The following is a 20,974-nucleotide window of genomic DNA, read 5'->3' on the forward strand; positions in this document are numbered from 1 at the left end:
CTATTCCGTGCTTCCGGCTCAGTGTCCCAGTCCCAACTCCCCCGGACAAATATTCCTGAACCACCTGGCGCTTGAACGCCTCGTTGTACTTCGCCATGAAAAACACCCCAAAGGTTGAACGGGTGTCCAACTTTTGGGGTGCAGTTCAAAGATCGCGCCCTTTTGCTTGCTGCGTGGCAGCGGGGGATGCGGGTGCCGTCAGCCGTCCAGCTTCACGCCTGCGGCCTTCACCACCTGGGCCCAGCGCTTTTCCTCGGTCGAGAAGAACTTGCTGGTTTCCGGCGGCGTCATGGTCACCACCTCGGCGCCCTGGCCGGCCAGTTGCGCGCGGATTTCCGGGGTGCGGATGATGCGGATCAGCTCGCTCGAGAGGCGGGCCACCAGCGCATCCGGCATGCCGGCCGGCGCCATCACGCCCTGCCACGTACCCGATTCGAAGTTCGCCACGCCTTGCTCGGCAATCGTCGGCACCTGGCCGACCAGCGCCATGCGCGTGCGCTTGGACACGGCCAGCAGCTTGAGCTTGCCGGCCTGCACCTGCGGATACGTCGCCAGCATCCCGTTCATCAGCACCTGCGCGGTACCGCCCACGGTGTCCGCAATCGCCTGCGCGCCACCCTTGTACGGCACGTATTGCCAGGCCGCGCCGGTGGCTTGCTGCACCGCCACGCCCGCCAGGTGCGGCGCGCTGCCGATGGCCGTCACGGCGAAGTTCAGCGTCTGCTTGTGCGACAGCGCCACCAGTTCCTTGAGGTTGTTGGCCGGCACCGACGGATGCACCACCAGCAGGTGGGGCGAGTAGGCCAGCATCGCCACGCCCTTGAGATCTTTCTCAGGGCTGAAGCTCAGCTTGGTGTACACGGACGGGCTGATGGCCAGCGCGCCCACATCGCACAGCAGCAGCGTGTGGTTGTCCGTGCCGGCCTGCGCCACCATGGCCGCGCCGATGTTGCCGTTGGCGCCCGGGCGGTTGTCCACCACCACGGCCTGGCCCAGCGCTTCGCCGAGCGGCTTGCTGATCAGGCGGGCGATGATGTCCGACGAACCGCCGGCGGGGTAGGGCACCACCAGCCGGATCGGCTTGGTCGGCCACTTGTCGGCGGCCCAGGCGGATGCCGGGGCGAGGATGCCAGAGGTGCCGAAGGCGCTCAGTGCGGCCAGGCCCGATGCCTGGCCAAGGAATTGGCGGCGAGTACTCATGCTATGTCTCCGAAAAGCATTATCGTCTGTTGTCGTACAACATGGCAGCAGTGTAGACGCGATTTTGCCTTTGGTCATCAGGGTTATGGCTAGGGATAGTACTCGGTTGTCTGATGACATGCAGACAATCACCCCCCAAAACGCACATCGCCCCGGCAGTGCGGGGCGATGTCTGGCTGGAAGATGCAGGATCAGGCGCCGGATTTCTGGGCGTAGGCCCAGCCCATTTCAGCCATCGGGCGGGCGCGCTTGCCGGCGTCCGTCGCTTGTGCCGACGACGCCGTGCCATCGACCACGCGCTTCATGATCCCCTGCAGGATGCCCGCGATGCGGAACATGCTGAAGGCGAGATAGAAATTCCAGTCGCCCGTGATCTGGCGGCCGGTGCGCTGTTCGTACAGGCGCCGGTAGGCGGCCTCGTCCGGAATGCCCAGCGCCTGATGGTCGAGCCCGGCGATGCCCCGGAACTGGCCCGGCTGGATATGCCAGCTCATGCAGTGATAGCCGAAGTCGGCCATCGGATGGCCGAGCGTGGACAGCTCCCAGTCGAGCACGGCCAGCACGCGCGGCTCGGTGGGGTGGAACATCAGGTTGTCGAGTCGGTAGTCGCCATGGACGATGCTGGTCAGTTCATCGGCATCGGCCGGAATGTGATTCGGGAGCCATGCGATCAGCTGGTCCATCGCCGGGATCGATTCGGTCTCGGACAGCTTGTACTGCTTGCTCCAGCGCTCGATCTGACGCTGGAAGTAGTTGCCCGGCTTGCCGTAGTCAGCCAGTCCGATCGCCTTGTAGTCCACCGAATGCAGCGCGGCGATGACGCGGTTCATCTCGTCGTAGATCGCGCCGCGCTGGGCCGGGGTCATGTCCGGCAGCGCCTGGTCCCACAGCACGCGGCCGCTGACGAACTCCATGATGTAGAACGCGCGGCCGATCACCGATTCGTCTTCGCAGAGCGCGAACATGCGGGCCACGGGCACGTCGGTCTGGGCGAGGGCGGCCATCACGCGGTATTCGCGCTCGATGGCATGCGCAGACGGCAGCAGCTTCGCCTTTGGCCCCGGCTTGGCGCGCATCACATAGGTCTGCCCGGGGGTGATCAGCTTGAACGTGGGGTTCGACTGGCCACCTTTGAACTGCTCGACGGTCAGCGGGCCGGCAAAGCCCTCTACGTGCTGGCGCATCCAGGTCTCGAGCGCGCCCACGTCGAAGCGCTGCTGGTCGGCCACGGGGCGGGTGCCTTCAAAATGCGAAACGTTGCTGCTCATGCTGTCTCCGGTCTGTCTTTTTTATGTGGCGATGGCGTCGGTGCTTCGGCGGGCAGTCTCCCGGCCCCTTCAGCGGTAGTTCGGCTTGCGCTTCTCCAGGAAGGCGCTGATGCCTTCGCCTGCGTCCGGGTGGTGGAGCGCGGTCACGAAGCTGTCGCGCTCGGCGGCCAGGTGCTCGGTCAGCGAGGCGCTGCCGGCGTGGTTGATCAGCGCCTTGATGCCCTGGATCGCGTTCGGCGATTCCTTGGCCAGGTTCTCGGCAATGCGCAGCGCCTCGGTCACGGCCTGCCCCGGCGGCACCACGCGGTTCACGATGCCGAAATGCGCCAGCCGCGCCGGATCGACCGGCTTGCCATCCATCATCATTTCACTGGCGAGCTGGCGCGGCAGCATGCGGGCCAGTTCGTACGAGCCGCCGCCATCCGGCGTCAGGCCCACCTTCACATAGGCCATGACGAACTTGGCGTCGCTGGCCGCCACCACGAAGTCACAGGCCAGCACCAGCGAGAAGCCCGCGCCGGCGGCAGGGCCTTCCACCGCGGCGATGATCGGCTTGGGGAACGCGTGCAGCGTTTCGATCCAGTGATTGAGGGTTTCGATGCTCTTCGCCTGCACCTCGGCCGGCTGGGAGCGGTTGCCGAGCAGCCGGTTCAGGTTGCCGCCGGCGCAGAACACACCGTCGGCGCCAGTCAGCACCACCGCGCGGATGGTGTTGTCGCGCGCCGCCACTTCCAGCGCTTCCTGGCTTGCCGCGTAGATGTCCGGATGCAGCGCGTTGCGCGCCTCGGGGTTCGAGATGGTCAGGACGAGCGTGGCGTCCACGCGTTGGGAAAGCAGCTGGGCGGTCATGGCGGCCTCTTGGTGGGCAATGCGGCAAGAAAAAAGGCGCCCCGTGTCTCGGCGGGGCGCCCGGGAGGATCAGGCTTCTTCGGTCAGCAGCGACAGGCCCAGGCTGGCCCGGCGCCACAGCCACGGGCTCGGGCGGTAGCGCATGTCGCCCGTCAGGCGGTCCAGGTTGTGCAGCACTTCCAGGATCTGCGCGGCGCCAATCGCATCGCCCAGGGCCAGCGGCCCCTTGGGGTAGCCCAGGCCCAGGTTCACGGCGAGGTCGATGTCGGTCGGCGTGGCAATGCGCTGCTGCGCGATGTCGCTGGCGATATTGACGATGCAGCTGATGATGCGCTGGGCGACGAATCCGGCGGAGTCGCGGATCACGGTGACCGGCACGCCGTCGCTGGCGAACAGGCCGTGCGCGGCGTCGCGGGCGGCGGCGCTGGTGGCCGGCGTGGTCATCAGCGTGCGGCGCTTGGTGGCTTCGAACGGCAGCAGGGTGTCGATGGCGACCACGCGACTGGCATCGAGCCCTTCCTGCAGGGCGGCCGTGGTGGCGTCCAGGCCCAGCGGGGTGACCACGATCAGCGCGTCGGCGGACGGGGCGTTGCCGCCTTCCGGCGTCACGCCCAGCGCGGTCAGCAGCTTCACGGTCATGGCATGGCCACGCTCATTGGCGCGGCTCACCCACACGCTGGCCGGGCGCGCATCGGGCACCGGCTTCGCGGCGGGCACCTGCTTCTGGCCGTCCGGGTAGGCGTAGAAGCCGGCGCCAGTCTTGCGGCCCAGCAGCCCGCCAACGTAGCGCAGCGCCGTGATCGGGGACGGACGATAGCGCGCTTCCTGGTAGAACTGGTTGTAGATCGACTCCATCACCGGGTGCGACACGTCCAGCCCGGTCAGGTCCATCAGCTCGAACGGGCCCATGCGGAAACCGGCCTGCTCGCGCATGATGTTGTCGATATCGACGAACTCGGCCACGCCTTCCTGGGCGATCTTCAGCCCTTCGATGTTCATGCCACGGCCGGCGTGGTTGACGATGAAGCCCGGCATGTCCTTGCAGCGCACCGGCGTGTGACCCATGCGGCGCGACAGCTCCATCAGCTGGTCACCGATGGCGGGGTTGCCCGACAGGCCGTCGATCACCTCGACCACCTTCATCAGCGGCACCGGGTTGAAGAAGTGGTAGCCCACCACGCGGCCCGGGTGCCTGGCGCCCACGGCGATGGCCGTGATCGACAGCGACGAGGTGTTCGACGCAATCACCGCATCTTCCCGGACGATGGCTTCCAGCTTGGCGATCAGGTCGCGCTTGACCTCAAGCTTCTCCACGATGGCTTCCAGCACCATGTCGCAGCCGGCCAGGTCTTCCAGCGCGTTGCACGGCTTCACGCGGGCCAGCGCGGCCTCGCTGTCGGCAGCGCTGATCTTGCCCTTGTCGGCCAGCTTGGCGAACGTGTCCTGCAGATACTGGCGCGCGGCGGCCACGGCTTGGGCGTTGACGTCGAACAGGTTGACCGTCAGGCCCGCCTGTGCGGCAATCTGGGCAATACCGCGGCCCATGGCGCCCGTGCCGACGATGCCGAGCGTTTGAATAGTGGGTTGGCTCATCGTTCGTCCAAAAAAAGTTGTGGTTAAATTAGCACGATCGTACGATTTCTGCATCTTCCGCGACAGCGGGTAGGCTTACGTGGCGTGCGAAGATCGGCCAGGCGGGGGCGCCTCAAGCGTCCTCGGGTCTACATGGACGCGACCCGGACGATCCATTTCAATAACGGAGAGAGACGACATGCTGAAGCTCTGCGGCTTTGCCGCCAGCAATTACTACAACAAGGTCAAGCTGGCGCTGCTGGAAAAGAACCTGCCATTCGAGGAAGTGCTGGCCTGGATCGGCGAGACCGACCTGTCGGCGACGCCCCTCGGCAAGGTGCCCTACATCATCACCGATTCCGGGCCGCTGTGCGAATCGGAAACCATCGCGGAATACATCGAGGCCGCTTATCTCCAGGCGCCGCTGCTGCCGCATGACGCCTACCAGGCAGGCAAGGTGCGCGAACTCGTCACCTTCATGGAGGTATATCTGGAGCTGACCGCGCGGGAACTGTATCCGGAGGCGTTTTTCGGCGGCAAGGTGAGCGATAACCTCAAGGAGCGCCAGCGCCGCCTGCTGGACCGCTATATCCCCGGTTTCGCCAAGCTGGCGAAATTCTCGCCCTTCGTGGCCGGCGATACCTTCACGCTGGCCGACTGCGCCGCCATCTGCCACCTCCCGCTGGTGTCGTCCTGCACGAAAATCATCTACGGCGAAGACCTGCTGGCGGACCTGCCGGTCAAGGCCTACCTCAAGGCCATGTCCGAGCGGCCGAGCGTGCAGAAGGTGAATGCCGACCGCAAGGCCAATACCGAGCTGATGCTGAGCCGCAACCGGTAAATCGCCGCAATTCACCGGATAAGCCTCGATCAGCATTTTCCCAGCGCCCCGCTTGCGGGGCGCTTTGCATTGGCAGGCCCGATGGGAAATGCGCCGCTCGGGATTTTCCGAGCGCTCACCATTTGGTGAAAATTAATCAGGATTCTTCTATATACGGCCGATTTTTTCGTCGGTTAGATGGCGGCTCATCTAACAACGAAGGGGTACGTATGGCGGGTCAAAAAGGCATCGTTCGCCGGGGCGATACGACGACACACGGCGGCAAGGTATTGGAGGGCGAGCCCACCTTCGTCTTCTACGGGGAGCCGGCGGTAGGCGTCGGACACATGGTCTGGTGTCCGCAGTGCAAGGGCTCCTTCCCGATCATCGAAGGCGATCCCACCTTCCAGGCCATGGGCCGCGCCATGGCGCTCGACGGCATGCTGACGGCATGCGGCGCCCGGCTGATTTCCTCGATGGGCGCCCAGGCGACCGTCCGCCACCCGGTAAGCGGAACCTCGGCCGGCCCGGCGCCCGATGAAGAGGACCGCTTCGACGACCACTACATCCTGCGCGACAGCGCCACCGGGGAACCGCTGCCCAACACGGAGTACGCGGCAGTCCGGGCGGGCGCCGAGCCCGAATTCGGCACAACCGACGCACAAGGCCGCACCCATCTGCTGGCCGCCCAGCAACGCGCCGACAACGTGACGATCTACGTCGAGGGGTGAGCGATGACCGAAACGCTGACCTCTCCGACCACGGGCAAGACGCTGGTGCGCGCCGGCGTCTGGGCGACTACGTTGACAAGGTTTGATGAAGCGAAGCCGATTCCCGTGCAGCGGGAGTTTATTGAGGTGGTGGTGTTTGATTTAAGACCCAAACCAACATCGCTATTTGGCCATGCTGCGATAGCAATCGGCGACATCGTTTACAGCCGTGCGCCCAAAACGTACTTCAAAGGCGGCTATAGGCGCTATCTCATTAGCAATACCCGGGCGCCTCGCGTGAATCCGGATGGCACGCTGGAGCGCGGGCGCCCACATCGAACTGGAGTCGGGTTCCTTTTGTGGGTGTCTCCGCGCGAGAGGAAGCTCATTCAGGACGAACTGGAGCGGCGCGTGGCGGAAGATAAGCCATACCACCTGTGGAGCAATTCGTGCAGCACCAACGTCACGGATGTGTTGGAACTCGCCGGCATCATGGCGCGTGATCCGCGCGGCTTCGGTGAGGCGACGCCTGTCACGCCGGCCGAACTGCATGGTGTCCTGAAGAAATCAAACCGTCTCGTTGAGACACGAATCTACAAAAAGGGGTGGGAAGGTGGCGCGTCGGCAAACTGGTAAGGCGTGGCCATGGTCCGTTGCAGCATTGATCAGCATCTCCTTGGCCCTGGGATATTGCAATGGCTATCGAATACCGATCAGAACGCATGTGGCGGCGAAGTCCATTCCAATCTACGGGAATCCCGAAGGGATGGTGCCTCCGGTTGACCCCTTGGTTGGAGAAATTTCACAGGGCGCGCGATGCAGGTTTGTGCAAGTCGGCATTGCCGTGGAGATGATGTACACGTACCGGGTGATGTGCGGGGATCTAGATGGTTGGACCGAGGAAGGGTCCGCTTTCAAGCCGGAGTTGGATCCGTATGAGCCCAGCTAACAGAAAGAAAGGAGGAAAGGTGGCGCGTCGGCAAACTGGTAAGGCAAGGCCGTGGTGGATCGTGTGGCTGCTCGGTATCGCGGCTGCCACGCTCTGGATTTACTGCGAGTTTTTTGGATATCGACTTTCATTCAGGGAGCGCGTCGTCACACAGCCCGTCAAGCTCTATACGTTTATTGAAGGGATGGTCTATAACCCACCCGGCCCTGTTGCAGGGGAATTGAAACCCGGGGACCGATGCCATTACATTCAGGTCGGTTGGGAAGTCATGATGCTGAACTATCGGGTCAGGTGCGGAGACATTGAAGGCTGGACCGATTCCCCCGACGCTTTCGAGCCGAACCTGCGCTCGGGCGAATGGTTCTAATGGCCCGCCCATGGCTGGTCGTCACGCTGCTTGCCTTGCCGTGACAATGGCGCTTGGCTATCTCTTCGGATACAAGCTTCCCATCGTCCCTCACGTGGCCAAAGAGCCCGTGAAGCTATACCGGGACTTCGAAGGGCAGTGGTTCCCGGACGGCGTAGTAGTGGGCGTCGTACAACCCGGCCAACGATGCTTTGTATTCCGCTGCGATGCAAAGCTGTTTCCGGCCTGCAATTACAAACTGAAATGCGGTGATTTGTCCGGCTGGACCGATCAAGGCTACGCGTTCGAGCCGCCTGTTACTGAGTACGTTCCTTTCTAACCCATGCAGCCCGGGAACCCACCTCGTTCCCGGGGCTGCCGGAATCCCCTCAAATCTTAGCCAGCCGGTCCAGCGCCAACTTCAGCGTCTCTTCCTTCTTGGCGAAGCAGAACCGCACCACGCCCGATTCGCGCGGTTGGGAATAGAACGCCGACACCGGAATCGCGGCCACGCCGATCTCGCGCGTGAGCCACATCGAAAAATCGGCTTCGCTCATATCGGAAATCGCCGAATAGTCGACGCACTGGAAGTACGTGCCGTCCGAAGGCAGCAGCTTGAAGCGCGTCGAGGCCAGCCCGGTGCGGAAGTAGTCGCGCTTGGCCTGGTAGAAGGCGGCGAGGTCCAGGTAGGGCGCCGGATCGGCCATGTAGTCGGCCAGCCCGAACTGCACCGGCGTGTTCACCGTGAACACGTTGAACTGGTGGACCTTGCGGAATTCGTTCGACAGCGCAGCCGGCGCGGCCACGTAGCCGACCTTCCAGCCCGTGACGTGATAGGTCTTGCCGAAGCTCGACACCACGAAGCTGCGGCGCGCCAGTTCCGGATGACGCGAGACCGACTCGTGCCGCTGGCCGTCGTAGACCATATGCTCGTACACCTCGTCCGAGAGCAGCAGGATGTCCGTGCCGGCTAGCAGATCGGCCAGTTTCTGCATGTCATCGGCACGCCAGATGGTCCCCGTGGGGTTGTGCGGCGTGTTGATGAGGATCATCCGCGTCTTGGGCGTGATGGCGGCGGCGAGCTTGTCGAAGGGGATGCGGAACGCTGGCGCTTCAAGCGTGACGGGCACTGCGACGCCCCCGGCCAGTTCGATGGCGGGCAGGTAGCTGTCGTAGCAGGGCTCGAGCACGATCACTTCATCGCCCGGATGCACCGCGCACAGGATCGACGTCAGGATGCCCTGCGTGGCGCCGGCCGTGATCGTAATTTCCGTATTCCAGTCGTAGGTGTGGTCGTACAGCGTGGCGATCTTGCCGGCGATGGCCTGGCGCAGCGCAGGCACGCCGGCCATCGGCGGGTACTGGTTGTGGCCGGTGCGCATGGCGTGGGCCACGGCGTCGACGATGCGCGCGTCGCAGTCGAAATCCGGGAAACCCTGGCCGAGGTTGACGGCGTTCATCTCGGCGGCCAGCGCCGACATCACGGTAAAGATGGTTGTGCCGACCTTGGGCAGGCGCGACAGCGGCGGGGTCAGGGGTGCGAGCGAGGATTCTGCGGACATGGCGCGGGAAGGTGGCAGGTTAGGGCGGGTTCAGGACAAGCCGGTCATTCTAGCGGGATCGGCGCCGGCAGTGGCAGCCTCGGTCGCCGCAGCCAGCCAGGCGGCGAAGGCCGGCGGCGGCAGGATCTCCACGCCGCTCATGCGGCGCAGGCGGCTCCTGAGCTTCAGCACCGCCTTGTCCTTGGACACCAGCAGCGCGGCGCGCGCGAAATGCGCCAGTTCGATGAACTTCTGGTCGTCGGTGTCGCGGCACTTGGGCAGCCGTACGGCGTCGAAGTCGGTCTGGTCCGGGGCGGGTTCGAGCGTGGCGAGCCGGTCCACCTGGGCCAGCGCGGCATCGATATCGACCGAAAACCGCGCGAATTGCGGGTAGGCCAGCACCCGGCGCAGCTCCTCCCGGCAGTCGGCGCGGATCACCGGGGCGATGGTCCCGGCGTCCAGCGCGGCGCGGATCGGCGCCACGTGGGGGTCCTGGAAGACGAGCAGGTCGACCCAGATATTGGAGTCGAGTACCACGCGGGGCGGCGGGGCGGCAAAAGCGACGCAAGGGGCGCCGGCGGTGGTGTCTGTGGGCATTCGCTACAATCTGGTCTTTGTTCCTGCCCGCGATTTTGCCATGCTCATCGTTCTGTCTCCTGCCAAGTCGTTGGATTACGAGACACCCCCGCGCATCAAGACCCACACGATGCCGCGTTTTATCGACCGTTCCGCCACGCTGATCGAGCGCCTGCGCCGGCTGGCGCCGCAGGACGTGGCCGCGCTGATGGACATCTCCGACAAGCTCGCCGTGTTCAACGTCACCCGCTACGCGGACTGGAGTTCCGAGTTCACGGCGGCCAACAGCAAGCAGGCGGTGCTGGCCTTCAATGGCGATGTTTACGATGGCCTGGACGCGAATTCGCTGTCCACCGACGACCTCGCGTTCGCCCAGAAGCACATTCGCATCCTCTCCGGCCTGTATGGCGTGCTGCGCCCGATGGACTGGATGCAGCCGTACCGGCTGGAAATGGGCACGCGGCTGGACAACGCGGCCGGCAAGGACCTCTACGCGTTCTGGGGCGACGATGTCACGGCCCTTATCAACAAGGACATGGCCGACCTCAAGCACGAGGGCCCGGCCACGCTCGTGAACCTCGCCTCCGAGGAATATTTCAAGGTTGTACGACCCAAGGTGCTTGCCGCGCGCGTGATCACGCCCGTGTTCGAGGACTGGAAGGGCGGCCGCTACAAGATCATCTCGTTCCACGCCAAGCGCGCCCGGGGCACCATGGCGCGCTACGCGGTGACACACCGCGTGACCGAGGCCAGCAAGCTCAAGCGCTTCGCCGAGGACGGCTACGCCTACGACAAGGCCGCGTCGGACGACACCCGCTGGGTGTTCCGCCGCCGCCTGGAAGACTGATATAGACCGATCGCTGACTGGAGAACCCGATTCCCATGACCTCAGCCCTGCATATCTCCACGCTGTTCGATTCCGGTGCGGTCGAAGTCGAGGCGCTGGACCGTGCCGACGACATCCGCCTGCGCATCCGCGCCGACTCCCACGCCGATTTCCGCCAGTGGTTCCATTTCCGGCTGCAAGGGGCAGCGGGGCAGGCGTGCCGGCTCCAGTTCCTGAACGCCGGCGAGTGCACCTATCCCGATGGCTGGCGCGACTATCGTGCGGTGGCGTCTTACGACCGCGCGCACTGGTTCCGCGTGCCCACGCGCTATGACGGCGGCACGCTGACCGTCGAGTTCACGCCCGAGCACGACAGCGTGTGGCTGGCCTATTTCGAACCGTATCCCGAGGAGCGCCACCTGTCGCTGCTGGCCACGTGCCAGCGCTCGCCGCTGGCGCGGCTGTCGCACCTGGGCAGCACCGTCGATGGCCGCGACCTGACCTGCGTGACCGTGGGCCAGCCGGGGCCGGGCAAGAAGACGGTCTGGATGATCGCCCGCCAGCATCCGGGCGAGAGCATGGCCGAATGGTTCTGCGAAGGGGTGCTCCAGCGGCTGACCGGCACCGGCATGTGGGCTGGCGATCCGGTGGCCCGCAAGCTGCTGGACCGGGCGGTGTTTCACATCGTGCCGAACATGAATCCGGACGGTTCCGCGCGAGGCAACCTGCGCACCAATGCCGCTGGCGCGAACCTGAATCGCGAGTGGATGCAGCCGAGCCTGGAAACCAGCCCCGAGGTGTGGCACGTGCGCCGCGCCATCGAGGCCACCGGCGTGGATTTGTTCTTCGACATCCACGGCGATGAAGGGCTGCCCTACAACTTCGTGGCCGGGAGCGAGATGCTGCCGGGCTTCACCGATGCGCAGCGCGAGCAGCAGGCGCGCTTTATCGAAGCCTTCAAGCGCGCCACGCCGGACTTCCAGGACGTACACGGCTACGCGGCCAGCAAGTACAACGCGGACGCGCTGAAGCTGGCGTCGAAGTACATCGGCCACACCTTCGGGTGCCTGGCGCTGACGCTGGAGATGCCGTTCAAGGACAACGCCGACCTACCCGACCCCGTGGTGGGGTGGAATGGCGCGAAAAGCGCGCTGCTGGGCACGGCGATGCTCCAGGCGGTGCTGGAGTATCTGGAATAAGGGCTTGCTCCCCTCCCCGCAAGCGGGCGGGGGGGCATCCTGCGCTTAATGCTTCTTCTTCGTCTTGGTTGACGTCTTCGTCGTCGATTTTGTCGACTTCGATGACGATGTCGACGCCTTGGCGCTGCTCTTGCCCTTCTTCTTCGAGGTCGCCGTCGGCGTGGCCACGGCCGGCGCGGCGGCCGGCTCGGCAATCACGTCGCCGTTGCTGTCGAGCAGCTCGTAGGCCAGCATCATTCCCTCGTCATAGCCACAGCGCACCCGCACGGGTTGCCATTGCGCCTCGCCGACACGCTTGTGGGCGGAGGCCGCGAACGTCACCACCGAATTCACCGGCACGGCCTGCTTGCCCTGCGAGAACCGGCCGCTCCACGGCTCCACCGTGGCCTGTCCGTTGCTCAGTGCGCCGGTGGGGATCTTGAGCGCGTCAAAGGTGGCCGAGCGTGGCACCACCCAGCTGGCATGCGCGGCGCAATCGGCCACGCTGGCCGTTGCGTTCTCGGTCTTCATCAGTTGTTCGCGCATCCGGGTCCGGTACTCGGCCAGGCTCACGCGGCCCTTGTCGGGCAACGTCACGGTCTTGGTCGGCGGGTTGGTATTGACGACGGGGGGCGGCTTGACGGCCGGTGTGGCGGAAGCGGGAGCAGTGCCGGTGGCGGCGGGTGTGGCGCCCGGGGCGGCGGTGTCGGTGGCCTCATCGCCCGGTGCGGTGGCGCACCCGGCGAGGGCCAGCGCGCCTGCCACTGCGGCGGTCAGCATGCACAGCCGGCCACCAAACAGTTCGGAAATTCGTCGGATCACGGGATCGTCTTTGCTTATTCAGCAAGGAGGGTTGGCGAAGGATTGCCATGATAGAGGAAAGCCCCGCGGCAAAGTTCCGAAATGTTGTTACGTTCCGTTCTAATTGCGCGTAACCGCAGCACAACCGCCGTGATCACGCAGCGTTCATGCGGGATCGGGGTCGTTGCAATATCAGAAAAGGCGCACGCGGCGCAAGTCAGGCGAACCCCGAGGCAGTGCACGCGATGGAATGATCCCCGCCCGCGAGCGCGGGCGGGAACGGTCAGGGCTGACCTTGGCGGAGACCTCAGGCGGTGCGCGTGAAGCGCAGGAGGTCGTCCATCAGCGCGTTGAGGTCGCGCTTGAGCTTGTCGAAGCCGGCGTTGGGCGCCAGGCCCACTTCGTCCATGTACAGCTTGCGATTGATCTCAAGCTGCAGGCTGTTGCGGTTGGCCTGGGGCTGGCCCACCACCCGCACGATCTCCACGCCCTTGTACGGATGGTTGCGCCAGACGTCGTAACCCATCTCCTTGAGCACGCCTTCCACACGGTCGGTGAAGCGCGTGTCGCAGGTGGTGCCGTCACGGTCGCCTACTACGAAGTCCGGGTGTTGCAGGCCCGGGTGCTCGGTCGCGTACTGGGCGGCCTCGCTCGGCATGGAATGGCAGTTGATGTGCCAGACCTTGCCGTGGCGCGCCACGCCCGCGTCCGCCAGCCGTTGCAGCTGGGCGTAGTAGGGCACGTAGTAACGGTCGATGCGGGCCTGGAGTTCGGCCACGCCAAGCTTGCGGTCGTAGATCGGCTCGCCGGTGTCCAGCACGCGCCAGACCAGGCCCTTGCCGAGGCGGGTCTTGGAAGTTTCCTGCTTGGCGCCGGGCCACGGCGTGTCCAGCAGGACTTCGTCGATCTCCTCCAGGCCACGGTTGGCGTCGAGGTAGCTGCGCGGAAAGCCGGCGCAGAGCAGCGGGATGCCGCGTCCGGGGGCGTCGGCGTAGAGCGCATCCACGAAGGTGTCTTCCGCCTGCCGCAGCAGCGGCAGGGGCAGGTTGCCGGCGTAGCGGAAGTCCGCCGGGTACGTGGTGCAGCTGTGCGGGGAATCTAGAAAGAGCGGGCTGCTCTCGCCTTCCGGCATGTGCAGGAAGTACGGGCTTTCCGCGGTCTTTCGGTCTGCTTCAGTCATGCTTTGCCTGGGTTTGTTCCGAGGTTTAGTCCAGGGAGATCTTGGCGGCGGCTGCCACGCGCTTGTTCTTGGCCACTTCGGTGGAAATCTGCTTGGCGAACTGCGCCGGGGTGTCGCCCACCGGGGTGGCGCCGAGCTTCTCGAGCTTGGCCTTGACTTCCGGCATGGCCAGCACCTTGATGGCGGCGGCGTTCAGCTTGGCCTGGATGTCGGCCGGCAGCTTGGCCGGGGCGATCAGGCCGAACCATGCGGAGTCATTCACTTCGCCCAGGCCCAGTTCGGCGAAGGTCGGCACGTTGGGGAGGGCAGCCACGCGCTTCGGCGCGGCCACGGCCAGCGCGCGGAGCTTGCCGCCTTCGATGAACGGCAGCGAGGAGGGCAGGTTGTCGAACAGCACCTGCACCTGGCCGGCCAGCGCGTCGTTCAGCGCCGGGCCCACGCCCTTGTACGGCACGTGCAGCAGTTCGGTGTGGCTGCTCATCTTGAACAGTTCGCCCATCATGTGCGAGACGCTGCCGTTGCCGGCCGAGCCATAGGCCATCTTGTTCGGCTCGGCCTTGGCCAGCGCGATGAACGACTTCATGTCGGTGGCCTTCACGCCCGGGTGGATGCTCATCACGTTCGGCACCGAAGCCAGGTTCGTGATGGTGGTGAAGTCCTTGGTGGCGTCGTATTGCAGGCGCGGGTACACGGCCGGGTTGATGCCGTGGGTCGAGGCGGTGGCGATGCCCAGCGTGTAGCCGTCCGGCGCGGCCTTGGCGAGGTAGCCCGTGCCGATGCTGCCGCCGGCGCCGCCGCGGTTATCCACGACCACGGCCTGGCCCAGTTGCTGGCCCAGCTTGTCGGCGACGATGCGGGCCACGATGTCGGTGGTGCCACCGGCCGGGAACGGCACGACCAGCGTGATCGGCTTGGTCGGATAGGTGCCCTGGGCAAAGGCGGGCAGGGTCAGGCCAGCGGCCGCAAAGGCAGTGGCGGCGGCGATGGCTTGGAGCAGGGGACGGCGTTGCATCAGGTCGATTCCGAGGAGGGAAAGAGGGGAAAGAGGGGAAGAGATCGAAAAGAACGGTTTTTCCGATTCTGCGCGTGCGTGCAATGGACTGGCAAACGAAATAAAATCCCCGGATCATTCCAATTGGTATTGAAGGGGGTCAGATTTGGGAGGTGAAGCATGCGCCGCTTATGTCCGTCGATGACGGAGTTGCAGGCCTTTGAAGCAGCGGCGCGCCACAACAGCTTTACCGTTGCCGCGAGTGATCTGCACGTCACACAAGGAGCCGTGAGCAAGCAGGTGCGCAGTCTGGAAGCGTTCCTGGGGGTGGAACTGTTCGAGCGTGTCCGCCAGCGGCTGATGCTGACCGACGCGGGCGAGCGCTATCTGGAGCGCATCCGCCCGAGCCTCAACGAGATCGAGGCCGCCAGTGTGGAGTTGATCGCCCGACAGGGGCGCGGCGGCATCCTCCATATCGCCAGCATGCCCACGCTCGGCGCCAAGTGGCTGATACCGCGCCTGCCGCAGTTCTTCGCCCGGCACCCGGAAGTCACGCTGGAATTTGTGCCCCATGCCCAGGGCTACGATTTTTCCCAGCCCGATCTTGATGCGGCGATTCGTTTTGGCGATGGCGTCTGGCCGGGGAGCCTGGCCGACTATATGACCGGCCGCGAGGTGCTGCCGGTGTGCCGGCCCGGCCTGCTCGCCCTGGAGCCTGACGGGGTGGCGCGCACGCCGGCGGCCCTGCTGCGCTACCCGCTGTTGCACCACACCACGGTGCCCGAGGCGTGGCCAGACTGGCTGTCCGAGCTGGGCGTTTCCACCCGGCAGGCCTGGAGCGGCGCCCGCTTCGACCAGTTCTCCCTGCTCACGCAGGCGGCGGTGTCAGGGCTGGGTATCGCGCTGATTCCGCGCTGCCTGATCGAGGAGGAGTTGGCCACCGGCACGCTGGTCGTCGCCCATCCGGCGCGCGTGCTGGCGAAGAAGGGCTACTACCTGTGCTACCCGGAACAGAAGGCGCACCTGCCGGCGCTGCAGACGTTCCGGGAGTGGGTGATGGAAGGGGTGGACGTGGTGGCGTGAGGCGGAAAGGCCGCGCCGGGACTACTTCGACAGCACCTTCATCGCCTGTTCCAGCCCGGCGAGCGTCACCGGATACATCCGGTTCTTCATGATCTGGTTGATCACCGTGATGGACTGCCGGTACTGCCACAGCCCCTCCGGCTCCGGGTTGAGCCAGACAAAGCGCGGGAACTGCTCGATCATCCGGTTCAGCCACACCGCGCCGGCCTCGGGGTTGTTGTACTCGACCGAGCCGCCCGGCTGAAGAATCTCATAGGGGCTCATCGTGGCATCGCCGACGAAGATCACCTTGTAGTCCGGCGTGTACTTGTGGATCAGGTCCCAGGTGGCGATCTTCTCGGCATGGCGGCGCCGGTTGTTCTTCCACACGTAGTCGTACAGGCAGTTGTGGAAGTAGTAGTACTCGAGGTGCTTGAACTCAGTCTTGGTGGCCGAGAACAGTTCCTCCACGCGCTTGATGTGATCGTCCATCGAGCCGCCGACGTCCATCAGCATCAGCACCTTGACCTTGTTGTGGCGCTCCGGCCGCAGCTTGATGTCGAGCAGGCCGGCGTTGGCGGCCGTGGAGTGGATCGTGTCGTCGAGGTCCAGTTCGGTGTCGGCCCCCTCCCGCGCGAAGCGGCGCAGGCGGCGCAGTGCCACCTTGATGTTGCGCGTGCCCAGCTCCACCTGGTCGTCGTAGTCCTTGTAGGCGCGCGCTTCCCAGACCTTGATCGCGGTGCGGTTGCCCTTGGACGGCCCGCCGATGCGGATGCCTTCCGGGTTATAGCCGCCATGGCCGAACGGCGAGGTGCCGCCCGTGCCGATCCACTTGTTGCCGCCCTCGTGCTTTTCCTTCTGCTCTTCCAGCAGCTGCTTCAGGCGTTCCATGAGCTTGTCCAACCCGCCCATGGCCTCGATCTTGGCTTTTTCCTCGGCGGACAGCTCGCGCTCGAGCGTCTTCTGGAGCCAGTCGAGCGGGATGTCGCTCTTCCAGTCCACCAGGTTCTCCACGCCCTTGAAATAGGCGGCGAAGGTCTGGTCGAACTTGTCGAAGTGCTTTTCGTCCTTGACCAGCGTCATGCGCGACAGGTAGTAAAACTCGTCGATCGACGGCGAGATGACCTGCGCGCGCAGGGCCTCCAGCATGGTCAGGTATTCCTTGACCGAGACCGGCAGCTTGGCGTGCCGCAGCGAGAAGAAGAAGTCGATCAGCATCGCATTTCCCTTGGTGTCTGGCTGCGATCAGCGCGGCCGCTCGAGCTGGAACTGCAGGTGCGCGCGCACGGTGGGCCATTCGCTGGCGATGATGGAGAACACCACCGTGTCGCGCAGCGAGCCGTCCGGCATGCGCGAGTGACTGCGCAGCACGCCGTCCTGCTTGGCGCCCAGGCGGGCGATGGCGGCGCGGCTCTGGTGGTTCATCCAGTGCGTGCGGAATTCCACGGCGATGCAGTCGAGCGTCTCGAACGCGTGGCGCAGCAGCATCAGCTTGCATTCGGTATTCAGCCCGGTGCGCTGCACGCGGCGCGCGTACCAGGTCGAGCCGATTTCCACACGCCGGTTGGCGCCGTCGACATTCATATAGGTGGTCATGCCGGCCAGCCGGCCGGCGGCGTCGCGCACGGCGAACGGCTGCATCAGGTCGCGCGCCTGGAGGTCCAGGCGGCGCCGGATCTCGGCCTCCATGCCCTCGGGCGTCGGCACGCTGGTGTACCAGAGCCGGTGCAGTTCGCCGTCGGTGGCGGCTTCGCGCAGGCCGGCGGCGTGGTCGGGCGAGAGCGGTTCGAGCGTGGCGTGGCGCCCGGTCAGCGTGACGGGTTGGACGAAAGCCATGCGGATCAGCGGTTCGCGCGGTTCATGAACACCAGGCGCTCGAACAGGTGCACGTCCTGCTCGTTCTTCAGCAGCGCGCCGTGCAGCGGCGGAATCGCGGCCTTGCGGTCGGGGCTGCGCAGCGCTTCGGCGGGAATGTCCTCTGCCATCAGCAGCTTGAGCCAGTCGATCAGCTCGGACGTGCTCGGCTTCTTCTTCAGCCCCGGCAGGTTGCGCATCTCGTAGAACGCGTCCAGCGCGGCGGCCACCAGCTCGCGCTTGATGCCCGGGTAGTGGACGTCCACGATCTGCTGCATGGTGTCCGCGTCGGGGAACTTGATGTAGTGGAAGAAGCAGCGGCGCAGGAAGGCGTCCGGCAGCTCCTTCTCGTTGTTCGAGGTGATGATGACCATCGGGCGGTGCCTGGCCCGGATCAACTCGCGCGTCTCGTAGACGTAGAACTCCATGCGGTCCAGTTCGCGCAGCAGGTCGTTCGGGAACTCGATGTCGGCCTTGTCGATCTCGTCGATCAGCAGCACCACGGGCTCGTCGGCCTCGAAGGCCTGCCAGAGCACGCCCTTGACGATGTAGTTGCGAATGTCGTGGACCTTGTCGTCGCCGAGCTGGGAGTCGCGCAGGCGCGACACCGCGTCGTACTCGTACAGGCCCTGCTGGGCCTTGGTGGTCGACTTGATGTGCCATTGCAACAACGGCATGCCCAGCGCGGCCGCCACTTCCTCGGCCAGCATGGTCTTGCCGGTGCCGGGCTCGCCCTTGATCAGCAACGGCCGCTGCAGCGTGCGGGCGGCGTTGACGGCCAGTTTCAGGTCATCGGTGGCAACGTACTGGGCGCTGCCCTCGAAGCGCGTGGACGGAGACGGATTGGCGTTGGCGGACGTGGACATGAGGCAACCTGTTTTAGGCGGAATGGGCCAGTATAAAAGCAGAAACCGATTCGCGTTTAGTGGGGGACACCCGGGGCCGGTCGTCTGGACTGCCACGTGTCGCCTGCGGTACAATGCGCCGGTTTGACGCGCCCCCAAAGTCAAGTTCCCACATGCCCGGCAGTCTGCCCGTTGTCATGGCAGATCCCCCGGTGCCGGCAACAAGCGCGAGATGGTTGCAGAATGGTGTCAGAGCACCCGCGGCACATCCACAACGCTTTTCCGCGATTGCATCCCCACCCCCGTTCCCAAACCGTCTCCGGCCAGCAGGGCAGGTCACGCACGGTTTAACACTTCCCAATCATCTAAAGACAATGAAAAAGCTCCTCACGATGGTGGTGTTGGGCGCGGCCGCAACGGCTGCGCAGGCCCAGGACGCAAAGGGCAATGTGGACACTGCCAAGGACAAGGTTGCAATGTGCATTGGTTGCCACGGCATTCCGGGCTACCGTGCATCGTTCCCGGAGACATACGAAGTACCGATGCTGGGCGGCCAGTCCGCCAAGTACATTGAAAACGCGCTCAAGAGCTATCAGAAGGGCGATCGCAAGCATCCGACGATGCGGGGGATTGCCGCGAGCCTCTCGGACAAGGACATTGCAGACGTGGCGGCCTACTACTCGCAGCAGAAGGCCGATACCAAGAACAACACGCTGAAGTAAGAGGCTCAGAGACATGAAGACGCTGATGACGCTGAACAAGCTCCGATTCGCGGTGGGCGCGCTCGTGCTGGGCGCTGCCACCCTCCCGGCCGCCGCCGCCGACATCGCCGCCGGCAAGGCACTGGTGGAGAAGGGCGCCTGCGTGGCCTGCCACGGCGCGGGCATGAACGCTCCGATCACGCCCGACTATCCCAAGCTGGCTGGCCAGCATGCGGACTACCTCTACCACGCACTGGTGTCGTACCAGATCAGCGGCAACCCGCTGGTGGGCCGTACCAACGCGATCATGGCCGGCCAGGTCAACGCCAACCCGGCCGTGACCGACAAGAACGGCAAGCCGCGCCCGTTCACGCGCAAGGAGTTGAAGGACATCGCCGCGTATATCGAGTCGCTGCCCGGCGACCTGGTCCTGAAGAAGTAAGCCCCGCGCGGGGATGTAAAAAAGCCGCTTCCGAGGAAGCGGCTTTTTGTTGCGCCGGCGCTGCGGTGGCTACCGTAGCGTCAGTTGCCGCTGCCGGTGACCAGGCGGCGCTGCTTCACCGCGTTGGCCAGGGTTTCGAGCACGGTCACGGAGTCGTCCCAGCCGATGCAGGCATCGGTCACGGACTGGCCGTAGGTCAGGTTCTCCACCGGGGTGCCCTGCACGTGGTCCTGGCGGCCGGCCACGAGGTGCGACTCCACCATCACGCCGACGATGCGCTGGTCGCCCCCGCCGATCTGGCGGCCGATGTCCTCGCAGACCGGGATCTGGTTCTCGTGCTTCTTGCTGCTGTTGGCGTGCGAGGCATCGATCATCAGCCGCGCGGCCAGGCCGGCCTTCGAGATGGCGTCGCACGCTTCCTGCACGCTGGCGGCGTCATAGTTCGGCGTCTTGCCGCCGCGCAGGATGATGTGGCAGTCCTCGTTGCCGGAGGTCGACACGATGGCCGAATGGCCGCCCTTGGTCACCGACAGGAAATGGTGCGGCTGCGAGGCGGCCTTGATCGCATCGACGGCAATCTTGACGTTGCCGTCGGTGCCGTTCTTGAAGCCCACCGGGCACGACAGCCCCGATGCCAGCTCGCGGTGCACCTGCGATTCCGTGGTCCGGGCGCCGATCGCGCCCCAGCTGACCAGGTCGGCAATGTATTGCGGGCTGATCATGTCGAGGTACTCGGTGCCGGTCGGCACGCCCAGCTCGCTGATGTTCAGCAGCACCTCGCGCGCGGTGCGCAGGCCGTCGTTGATCTTGAAGCTGCCGTCCATGTGCGGGTCGTTGATCAGCCCCTTCCAGCCCACCGTGGTGCGCGGCTTCTCGAAATAGACCCGCATCACCACTTCCAGCTCGTTGGCGAAGCGGTCGCGCTGCACCTTGAGCATCTTGGCGTATTCCAGCGCGGCGCGCGTGTCGTGAATGGAGCAGGGTCCGATGATGACGATCAGGCGGTCGTCCATGCCGTGCAGGATGCGATGCATGGCCTGGCGAGCACCGTAGATCACGTCGGACGCTGCCTCCGAGCAGGCGAACTCGCGGATCAGGTGCGCGGGCGGCAACAGTTCCTTGAGTTCGCGAATACGCAGGTCGTCGGTGTTCTTCAACATGATGGCTCCGGGTCTTTGTGAGGTCGTTAGTCTGGTGGTGGGTTGCGACGCGGCCGTGGCGGGGATAAAAAAAGCCGCCAGGTTCGCTGGCGGCTTTTTCTGA

23 protein-coding genes are annotated in these 20,974 nt (G+C 65.0%); 10 read left to right on the forward strand and 13 right to left on the reverse strand.

What is annotated here, in order from left to right:
• Positions 1–198 precede the first annotated feature (198 nt).
• The 4 genes from AB4120_RS06100 to AB4120_RS06115 all read right to left on the reverse strand — a co-directional run bounded on the left by AB4120_RS06100 (position 199) and on the right by AB4120_RS06115 (position 4,910).
• Complete coding sequence (locus AB4120_RS06100; RefSeq protein ID WP_144196193.1) at positions 199–1,200, reverse strand: Bug family tripartite tricarboxylate transporter substrate binding protein; 1,002 nt, start codon at positions 1,198–1,200, stop codon at positions 199–201.
• Between the two features lie 191 nt (positions 1,201–1,391).
• Positions 1,392–2,468 (reverse strand): phosphotransferase, encoded by a 1,077-nt coding sequence (locus AB4120_RS06105; protein ID WP_149136387.1) that lies wholly within the window; start codon positions 2,466–2,468, stop codon positions 1,392–1,394.
• 69 nt (positions 2,469–2,537) lie between these two features.
• Complete coding sequence (locus AB4120_RS06110; protein WP_149136386.1) at positions 2,538–3,317, reverse strand: oxepin-CoA hydrolase, alternative type; 780 nt, start codon at positions 3,315–3,317, stop codon at positions 2,538–2,540.
• 69 nt (positions 3,318–3,386) lie between these two features.
• Complete coding sequence (locus AB4120_RS06115) at positions 3,387–4,910, reverse strand: 3-hydroxyacyl-CoA dehydrogenase (RefSeq protein WP_149136385.1); 1,524 nt, start codon at positions 4,908–4,910, stop codon at positions 3,387–3,389.
• A 178-nt stretch (positions 4,911–5,088) separates the two neighbouring features.
• Between AB4120_RS06115 and AB4120_RS06120 the strand changes: the two genes are divergently transcribed.
• From AB4120_RS06120 to AB4120_RS06140, 5 genes are all read left to right on the forward strand, one after another.
• On the forward strand, positions 5,089–5,730 hold the full coding sequence (locus AB4120_RS06120; RefSeq protein WP_441642021.1) for a glutathione S-transferase: 642 nt from the start codon (positions 5,089–5,091) through the stop codon (positions 5,728–5,730).
• A 209-nt stretch (positions 5,731–5,939) separates the two neighbouring features.
• Complete coding sequence (locus AB4120_RS06125) at positions 5,940–6,440, forward strand: PAAR domain-containing protein (RefSeq protein ID WP_149136383.1); 501 nt, start codon at positions 5,940–5,942, stop codon at positions 6,438–6,440.
• A 3-nt stretch (positions 6,441–6,443) separates the two neighbouring features.
• Entirely contained in the window at positions 6,444–7,055 is a 612-nt protein-coding gene (locus AB4120_RS06130) for a hypothetical protein (protein ID WP_149136382.1), read from the forward strand.
• Positions 7,056–7,354: 299 nt separating this feature from the next.
• Positions 7,355–7,735: a hypothetical protein gene (locus AB4120_RS06135; RefSeq protein WP_149136381.1), complete on the forward strand. Its 381-nt coding sequence runs from the start codon at positions 7,355–7,357 to the stop codon at positions 7,733–7,735.
• 10 nt (positions 7,736–7,745) lie between these two features.
• Positions 7,746–8,054 carry a hypothetical protein gene (locus tag AB4120_RS06140; RefSeq protein ID WP_149136380.1) on the forward strand — a complete coding sequence of 103 codons (309 nt, stop codon included), beginning with the start codon at positions 7,746–7,748 and terminating at the stop codon, positions 8,052–8,054.
• 49 nt (positions 8,055–8,103) lie between these two features.
• Here the strand turns inward: AB4120_RS06140 and AB4120_RS06145 are convergent, their stop codons facing one another.
• Both AB4120_RS06145 and AB4120_RS06150 read right to left on the reverse strand, forming a co-directional pair.
• A complete protein-coding gene (locus tag AB4120_RS06145; RefSeq protein WP_149136379.1) occupies positions 8,104–9,276 on the reverse strand; it encodes a pyridoxal phosphate-dependent aminotransferase in 1,173 nt (390 codons plus the stop codon).
• A 30-nt stretch (positions 9,277–9,306) separates the two neighbouring features.
• Positions 9,307–9,852, reverse strand: a complete 546-nt coding sequence (locus tag AB4120_RS06150) for a putative toxin-antitoxin system toxin component, PIN family (RefSeq protein ID WP_149136378.1) — start codon at positions 9,850–9,852, stop codon at positions 9,307–9,309.
• 40 nt (positions 9,853–9,892) lie between these two features.
• Here AB4120_RS06150 and yaaA point away from each other — a divergent pair, with 40 nt between their 5' ends.
• The gene (yaaA, locus tag AB4120_RS06155) at positions 9,893–10,678 is read left to right on the forward strand and encodes a peroxide stress protein YaaA (RefSeq protein ID WP_149136377.1); all 786 of its coding nucleotides are present in this window, start codon (positions 9,893–9,895) and stop codon (positions 10,676–10,678) included.
• Between the two features lie 35 nt (positions 10,679–10,713).
• Positions 10,714–11,856, forward strand: coding sequence for a M14 family metallopeptidase (locus tag AB4120_RS06160; protein WP_144196171.1), 1,143 nt, complete (start codon positions 10,714–10,716; stop codon positions 11,854–11,856).
• A 45-nt stretch (positions 11,857–11,901) separates the two neighbouring features.
• On the opposite strand, the gene AB4120_RS06165 is transcribed toward AB4120_RS06160, so the two are convergent.
• The 3 genes from AB4120_RS06165 to AB4120_RS06175 form a co-directional block, all read right to left on the reverse strand.
• A complete protein-coding gene (locus AB4120_RS06165) occupies positions 11,902–12,657 on the reverse strand; it encodes a BspC domain-containing protein (protein WP_441642022.1) in 756 nt (251 codons plus the stop codon).
• A 286-nt stretch (positions 12,658–12,943) separates the two neighbouring features.
• Positions 12,944–13,816 (reverse strand): N-formylglutamate amidohydrolase, encoded by an 873-nt coding sequence (locus AB4120_RS06170; RefSeq protein ID WP_149136376.1) that lies wholly within the window; start codon positions 13,814–13,816, stop codon positions 12,944–12,946.
• Between the two features lie 25 nt (positions 13,817–13,841).
• On the reverse strand, positions 13,842–14,828 hold the full coding sequence (locus tag AB4120_RS06175) for a Bug family tripartite tricarboxylate transporter substrate binding protein (RefSeq protein ID WP_149136375.1): 987 nt from the start codon (positions 14,826–14,828) through the stop codon (positions 13,842–13,844).
• A gap of 159 nt (positions 14,829–14,987) precedes the next feature.
• On the opposite strand from AB4120_RS06175, the gene AB4120_RS06180 reads away from it, so the two are divergent.
• A complete protein-coding gene (locus AB4120_RS06180; RefSeq protein ID WP_149136374.1) occupies positions 14,988–15,890 on the forward strand; it encodes a LysR family transcriptional regulator in 903 nt (300 codons plus the stop codon).
• Positions 15,891–15,911: 21 nt separating this feature from the next.
• Here AB4120_RS06180 and AB4120_RS06185 read toward each other — a convergent pair whose 3' ends face one another.
• Genes AB4120_RS06185 through AB4120_RS06195 form a run of 3 tightly spaced genes read right to left on the reverse strand, consistent with a single transcriptional unit; the run spans position 15,912 to position 18,589 of the window.
• Positions 15,912–17,087 carry a vWA domain-containing protein gene (locus tag AB4120_RS06185; protein WP_149136373.1) on the reverse strand — a complete coding sequence of 392 codons (1,176 nt, stop codon included), beginning with the start codon at positions 17,085–17,087 and terminating at the stop codon, positions 15,912–15,914.
• A 27-nt stretch (positions 17,088–17,114) separates the two neighbouring features.
• A complete protein-coding gene (locus AB4120_RS06190; RefSeq protein WP_149136372.1) occupies positions 17,115–17,705 on the reverse strand; it encodes a GNAT family N-acetyltransferase in 591 nt (196 codons plus the stop codon).
• A gap of 5 nt (positions 17,706–17,710) precedes the next feature.
• Positions 17,711–18,589 (reverse strand): AAA family ATPase, encoded by an 879-nt coding sequence (locus tag AB4120_RS06195; protein WP_149136371.1) that lies wholly within the window; start codon positions 18,587–18,589, stop codon positions 17,711–17,713.
• A 353-nt stretch (positions 18,590–18,942) separates the two neighbouring features.
• On the opposite strand from AB4120_RS06195, the gene AB4120_RS06200 reads away from it, so the two are divergent.
• Together AB4120_RS06200 and AB4120_RS06205 are read left to right on the forward strand one after the other, a co-directional pair.
• Positions 18,943–19,290, forward strand: a complete 348-nt coding sequence (locus AB4120_RS06200; protein ID WP_149136370.1) for a c-type cytochrome — start codon at positions 18,943–18,945, stop codon at positions 19,288–19,290.
• Positions 19,291–19,303: 13 nt separating this feature from the next.
• Positions 19,304–19,711 (forward strand): c-type cytochrome, encoded by a 408-nt coding sequence (locus tag AB4120_RS06205; RefSeq protein ID WP_149136369.1) that lies wholly within the window; start codon positions 19,304–19,306, stop codon positions 19,709–19,711.
• A gap of 80 nt (positions 19,712–19,791) precedes the next feature.
• Here the strand turns inward: AB4120_RS06205 and aroG are convergent, their stop codons facing one another.
• On the reverse strand, positions 19,792–20,871 hold the full coding sequence (gene aroG, locus AB4120_RS06210) for a 3-deoxy-7-phosphoheptulonate synthase AroG (protein ID WP_187645080.1): 1,080 nt from the start codon (positions 20,869–20,871) through the stop codon (positions 19,792–19,794).
• Positions 20,872–20,974 lie beyond the last annotated feature (103 nt).

The organism is Cupriavidus sp. 2KB_3 (assembly GCF_052115685.1).
GTDB lineage: Bacteria > Pseudomonadota > Gammaproteobacteria > Burkholderiales > Burkholderiaceae > Cupriavidus > Cupriavidus campinensis.

Coding starts and splice junctions, on each gene's coding strand:
- AB4120_RS06110 (WP_149136386.1), bottom strand. CDS start 3,317: ATGACCGCCCAGCTGCTTTCCCAACGCGTGGACGCCACGCTCGTCCTG.
- AB4120_RS06160 (WP_144196171.1), top strand. CDS start 10,714: ATGACCTCAGCCCTGCATATCTCCACGCTGTTCGATTCCGGTGCGGTC.
- AB4120_RS06145 (WP_149136379.1), bottom strand. CDS start 9,276: ATGTCCGCAGAATCCTCGCTCGCACCCCTGACCCCGCCGCTGTCGCGC.
- AB4120_RS06125 (WP_149136383.1), top strand. CDS start 5,940: ATGGCGGGTCAAAAAGGCATCGTTCGCCGGGGCGATACGACGACACAC.
- AB4120_RS06185 (WP_149136373.1), bottom strand. CDS start 17,087: ATGCTGATCGACTTCTTCTTCTCGCTGCGGCACGCCAAGCTGCCGGTC.
- AB4120_RS06120 (WP_441642021.1), top strand. CDS start 5,089: ATGCTGAAGCTCTGCGGCTTTGCCGCCAGCAATTACTACAACAAGGTC.
- AB4120_RS06135 (WP_149136381.1), top strand. CDS start 7,355: ATGAGCCCAGCTAACAGAAAGAAAGGAGGAAAGGTGGCGCGTCGGCAA.
- AB4120_RS06100 (WP_144196193.1), bottom strand. CDS start 1,200: ATGAGTACTCGCCGCCAATTCCTTGGCCAGGCATCGGGCCTGGCCGCA.
- AB4120_RS06150 (WP_149136378.1), bottom strand. CDS start 9,852: ATGCCCACAGACACCACCGCCGGCGCCCCTTGCGTCGCTTTTGCCGCC.
- AB4120_RS06205 (WP_149136369.1), top strand. CDS start 19,304: ATGAAGACGCTGATGACGCTGAACAAGCTCCGATTCGCGGTGGGCGCG.
- AB4120_RS06190 (WP_149136372.1), bottom strand. CDS start 17,705: ATGGCTTTCGTCCAACCCGTCACGCTGACCGGGCGCCACGCCACGCTC.
- AB4120_RS06170 (WP_149136376.1), bottom strand. CDS start 13,816: ATGACTGAAGCAGACCGAAAGACCGCGGAAAGCCCGTACTTCCTGCAC.
- aroG (WP_187645080.1), bottom strand. CDS start 20,871: ATGTTGAAGAACACCGACGACCTGCGTATTCGCGAACTCAAGGAACTG.
- AB4120_RS06115 (WP_149136385.1), bottom strand. CDS start 4,910: ATGAGCCAACCCACTATTCAAACGCTCGGCATCGTCGGCACGGGCGCC.
- AB4120_RS06180 (WP_149136374.1), top strand. CDS start 14,988: ATGCGCCGCTTATGTCCGTCGATGACGGAGTTGCAGGCCTTTGAAGCA.
- yaaA (WP_149136377.1), top strand. CDS start 9,893: ATGCTCATCGTTCTGTCTCCTGCCAAGTCGTTGGATTACGAGACACCC.
- AB4120_RS06200 (WP_149136370.1), top strand. CDS start 18,943: ATGAAAAAGCTCCTCACGATGGTGGTGTTGGGCGCGGCCGCAACGGCT.
- AB4120_RS06195 (WP_149136371.1), bottom strand. CDS start 18,589: ATGTCCACGTCCGCCAACGCCAATCCGTCTCCGTCCACGCGCTTCGAG.
- AB4120_RS06175 (WP_149136375.1), bottom strand. CDS start 14,828: ATGCAACGCCGTCCCCTGCTCCAAGCCATCGCCGCCGCCACTGCCTTT.
- AB4120_RS06105 (WP_149136387.1), bottom strand. CDS start 2,468: ATGAGCAGCAACGTTTCGCATTTTGAAGGCACCCGCCCCGTGGCCGAC.
- AB4120_RS06130 (WP_149136382.1), top strand. CDS start 6,444: ATGACCGAAACGCTGACCTCTCCGACCACGGGCAAGACGCTGGTGCGC.
- AB4120_RS06140 (WP_149136380.1), top strand. CDS start 7,746: ATGGCTGGTCGTCACGCTGCTTGCCTTGCCGTGACAATGGCGCTTGGC.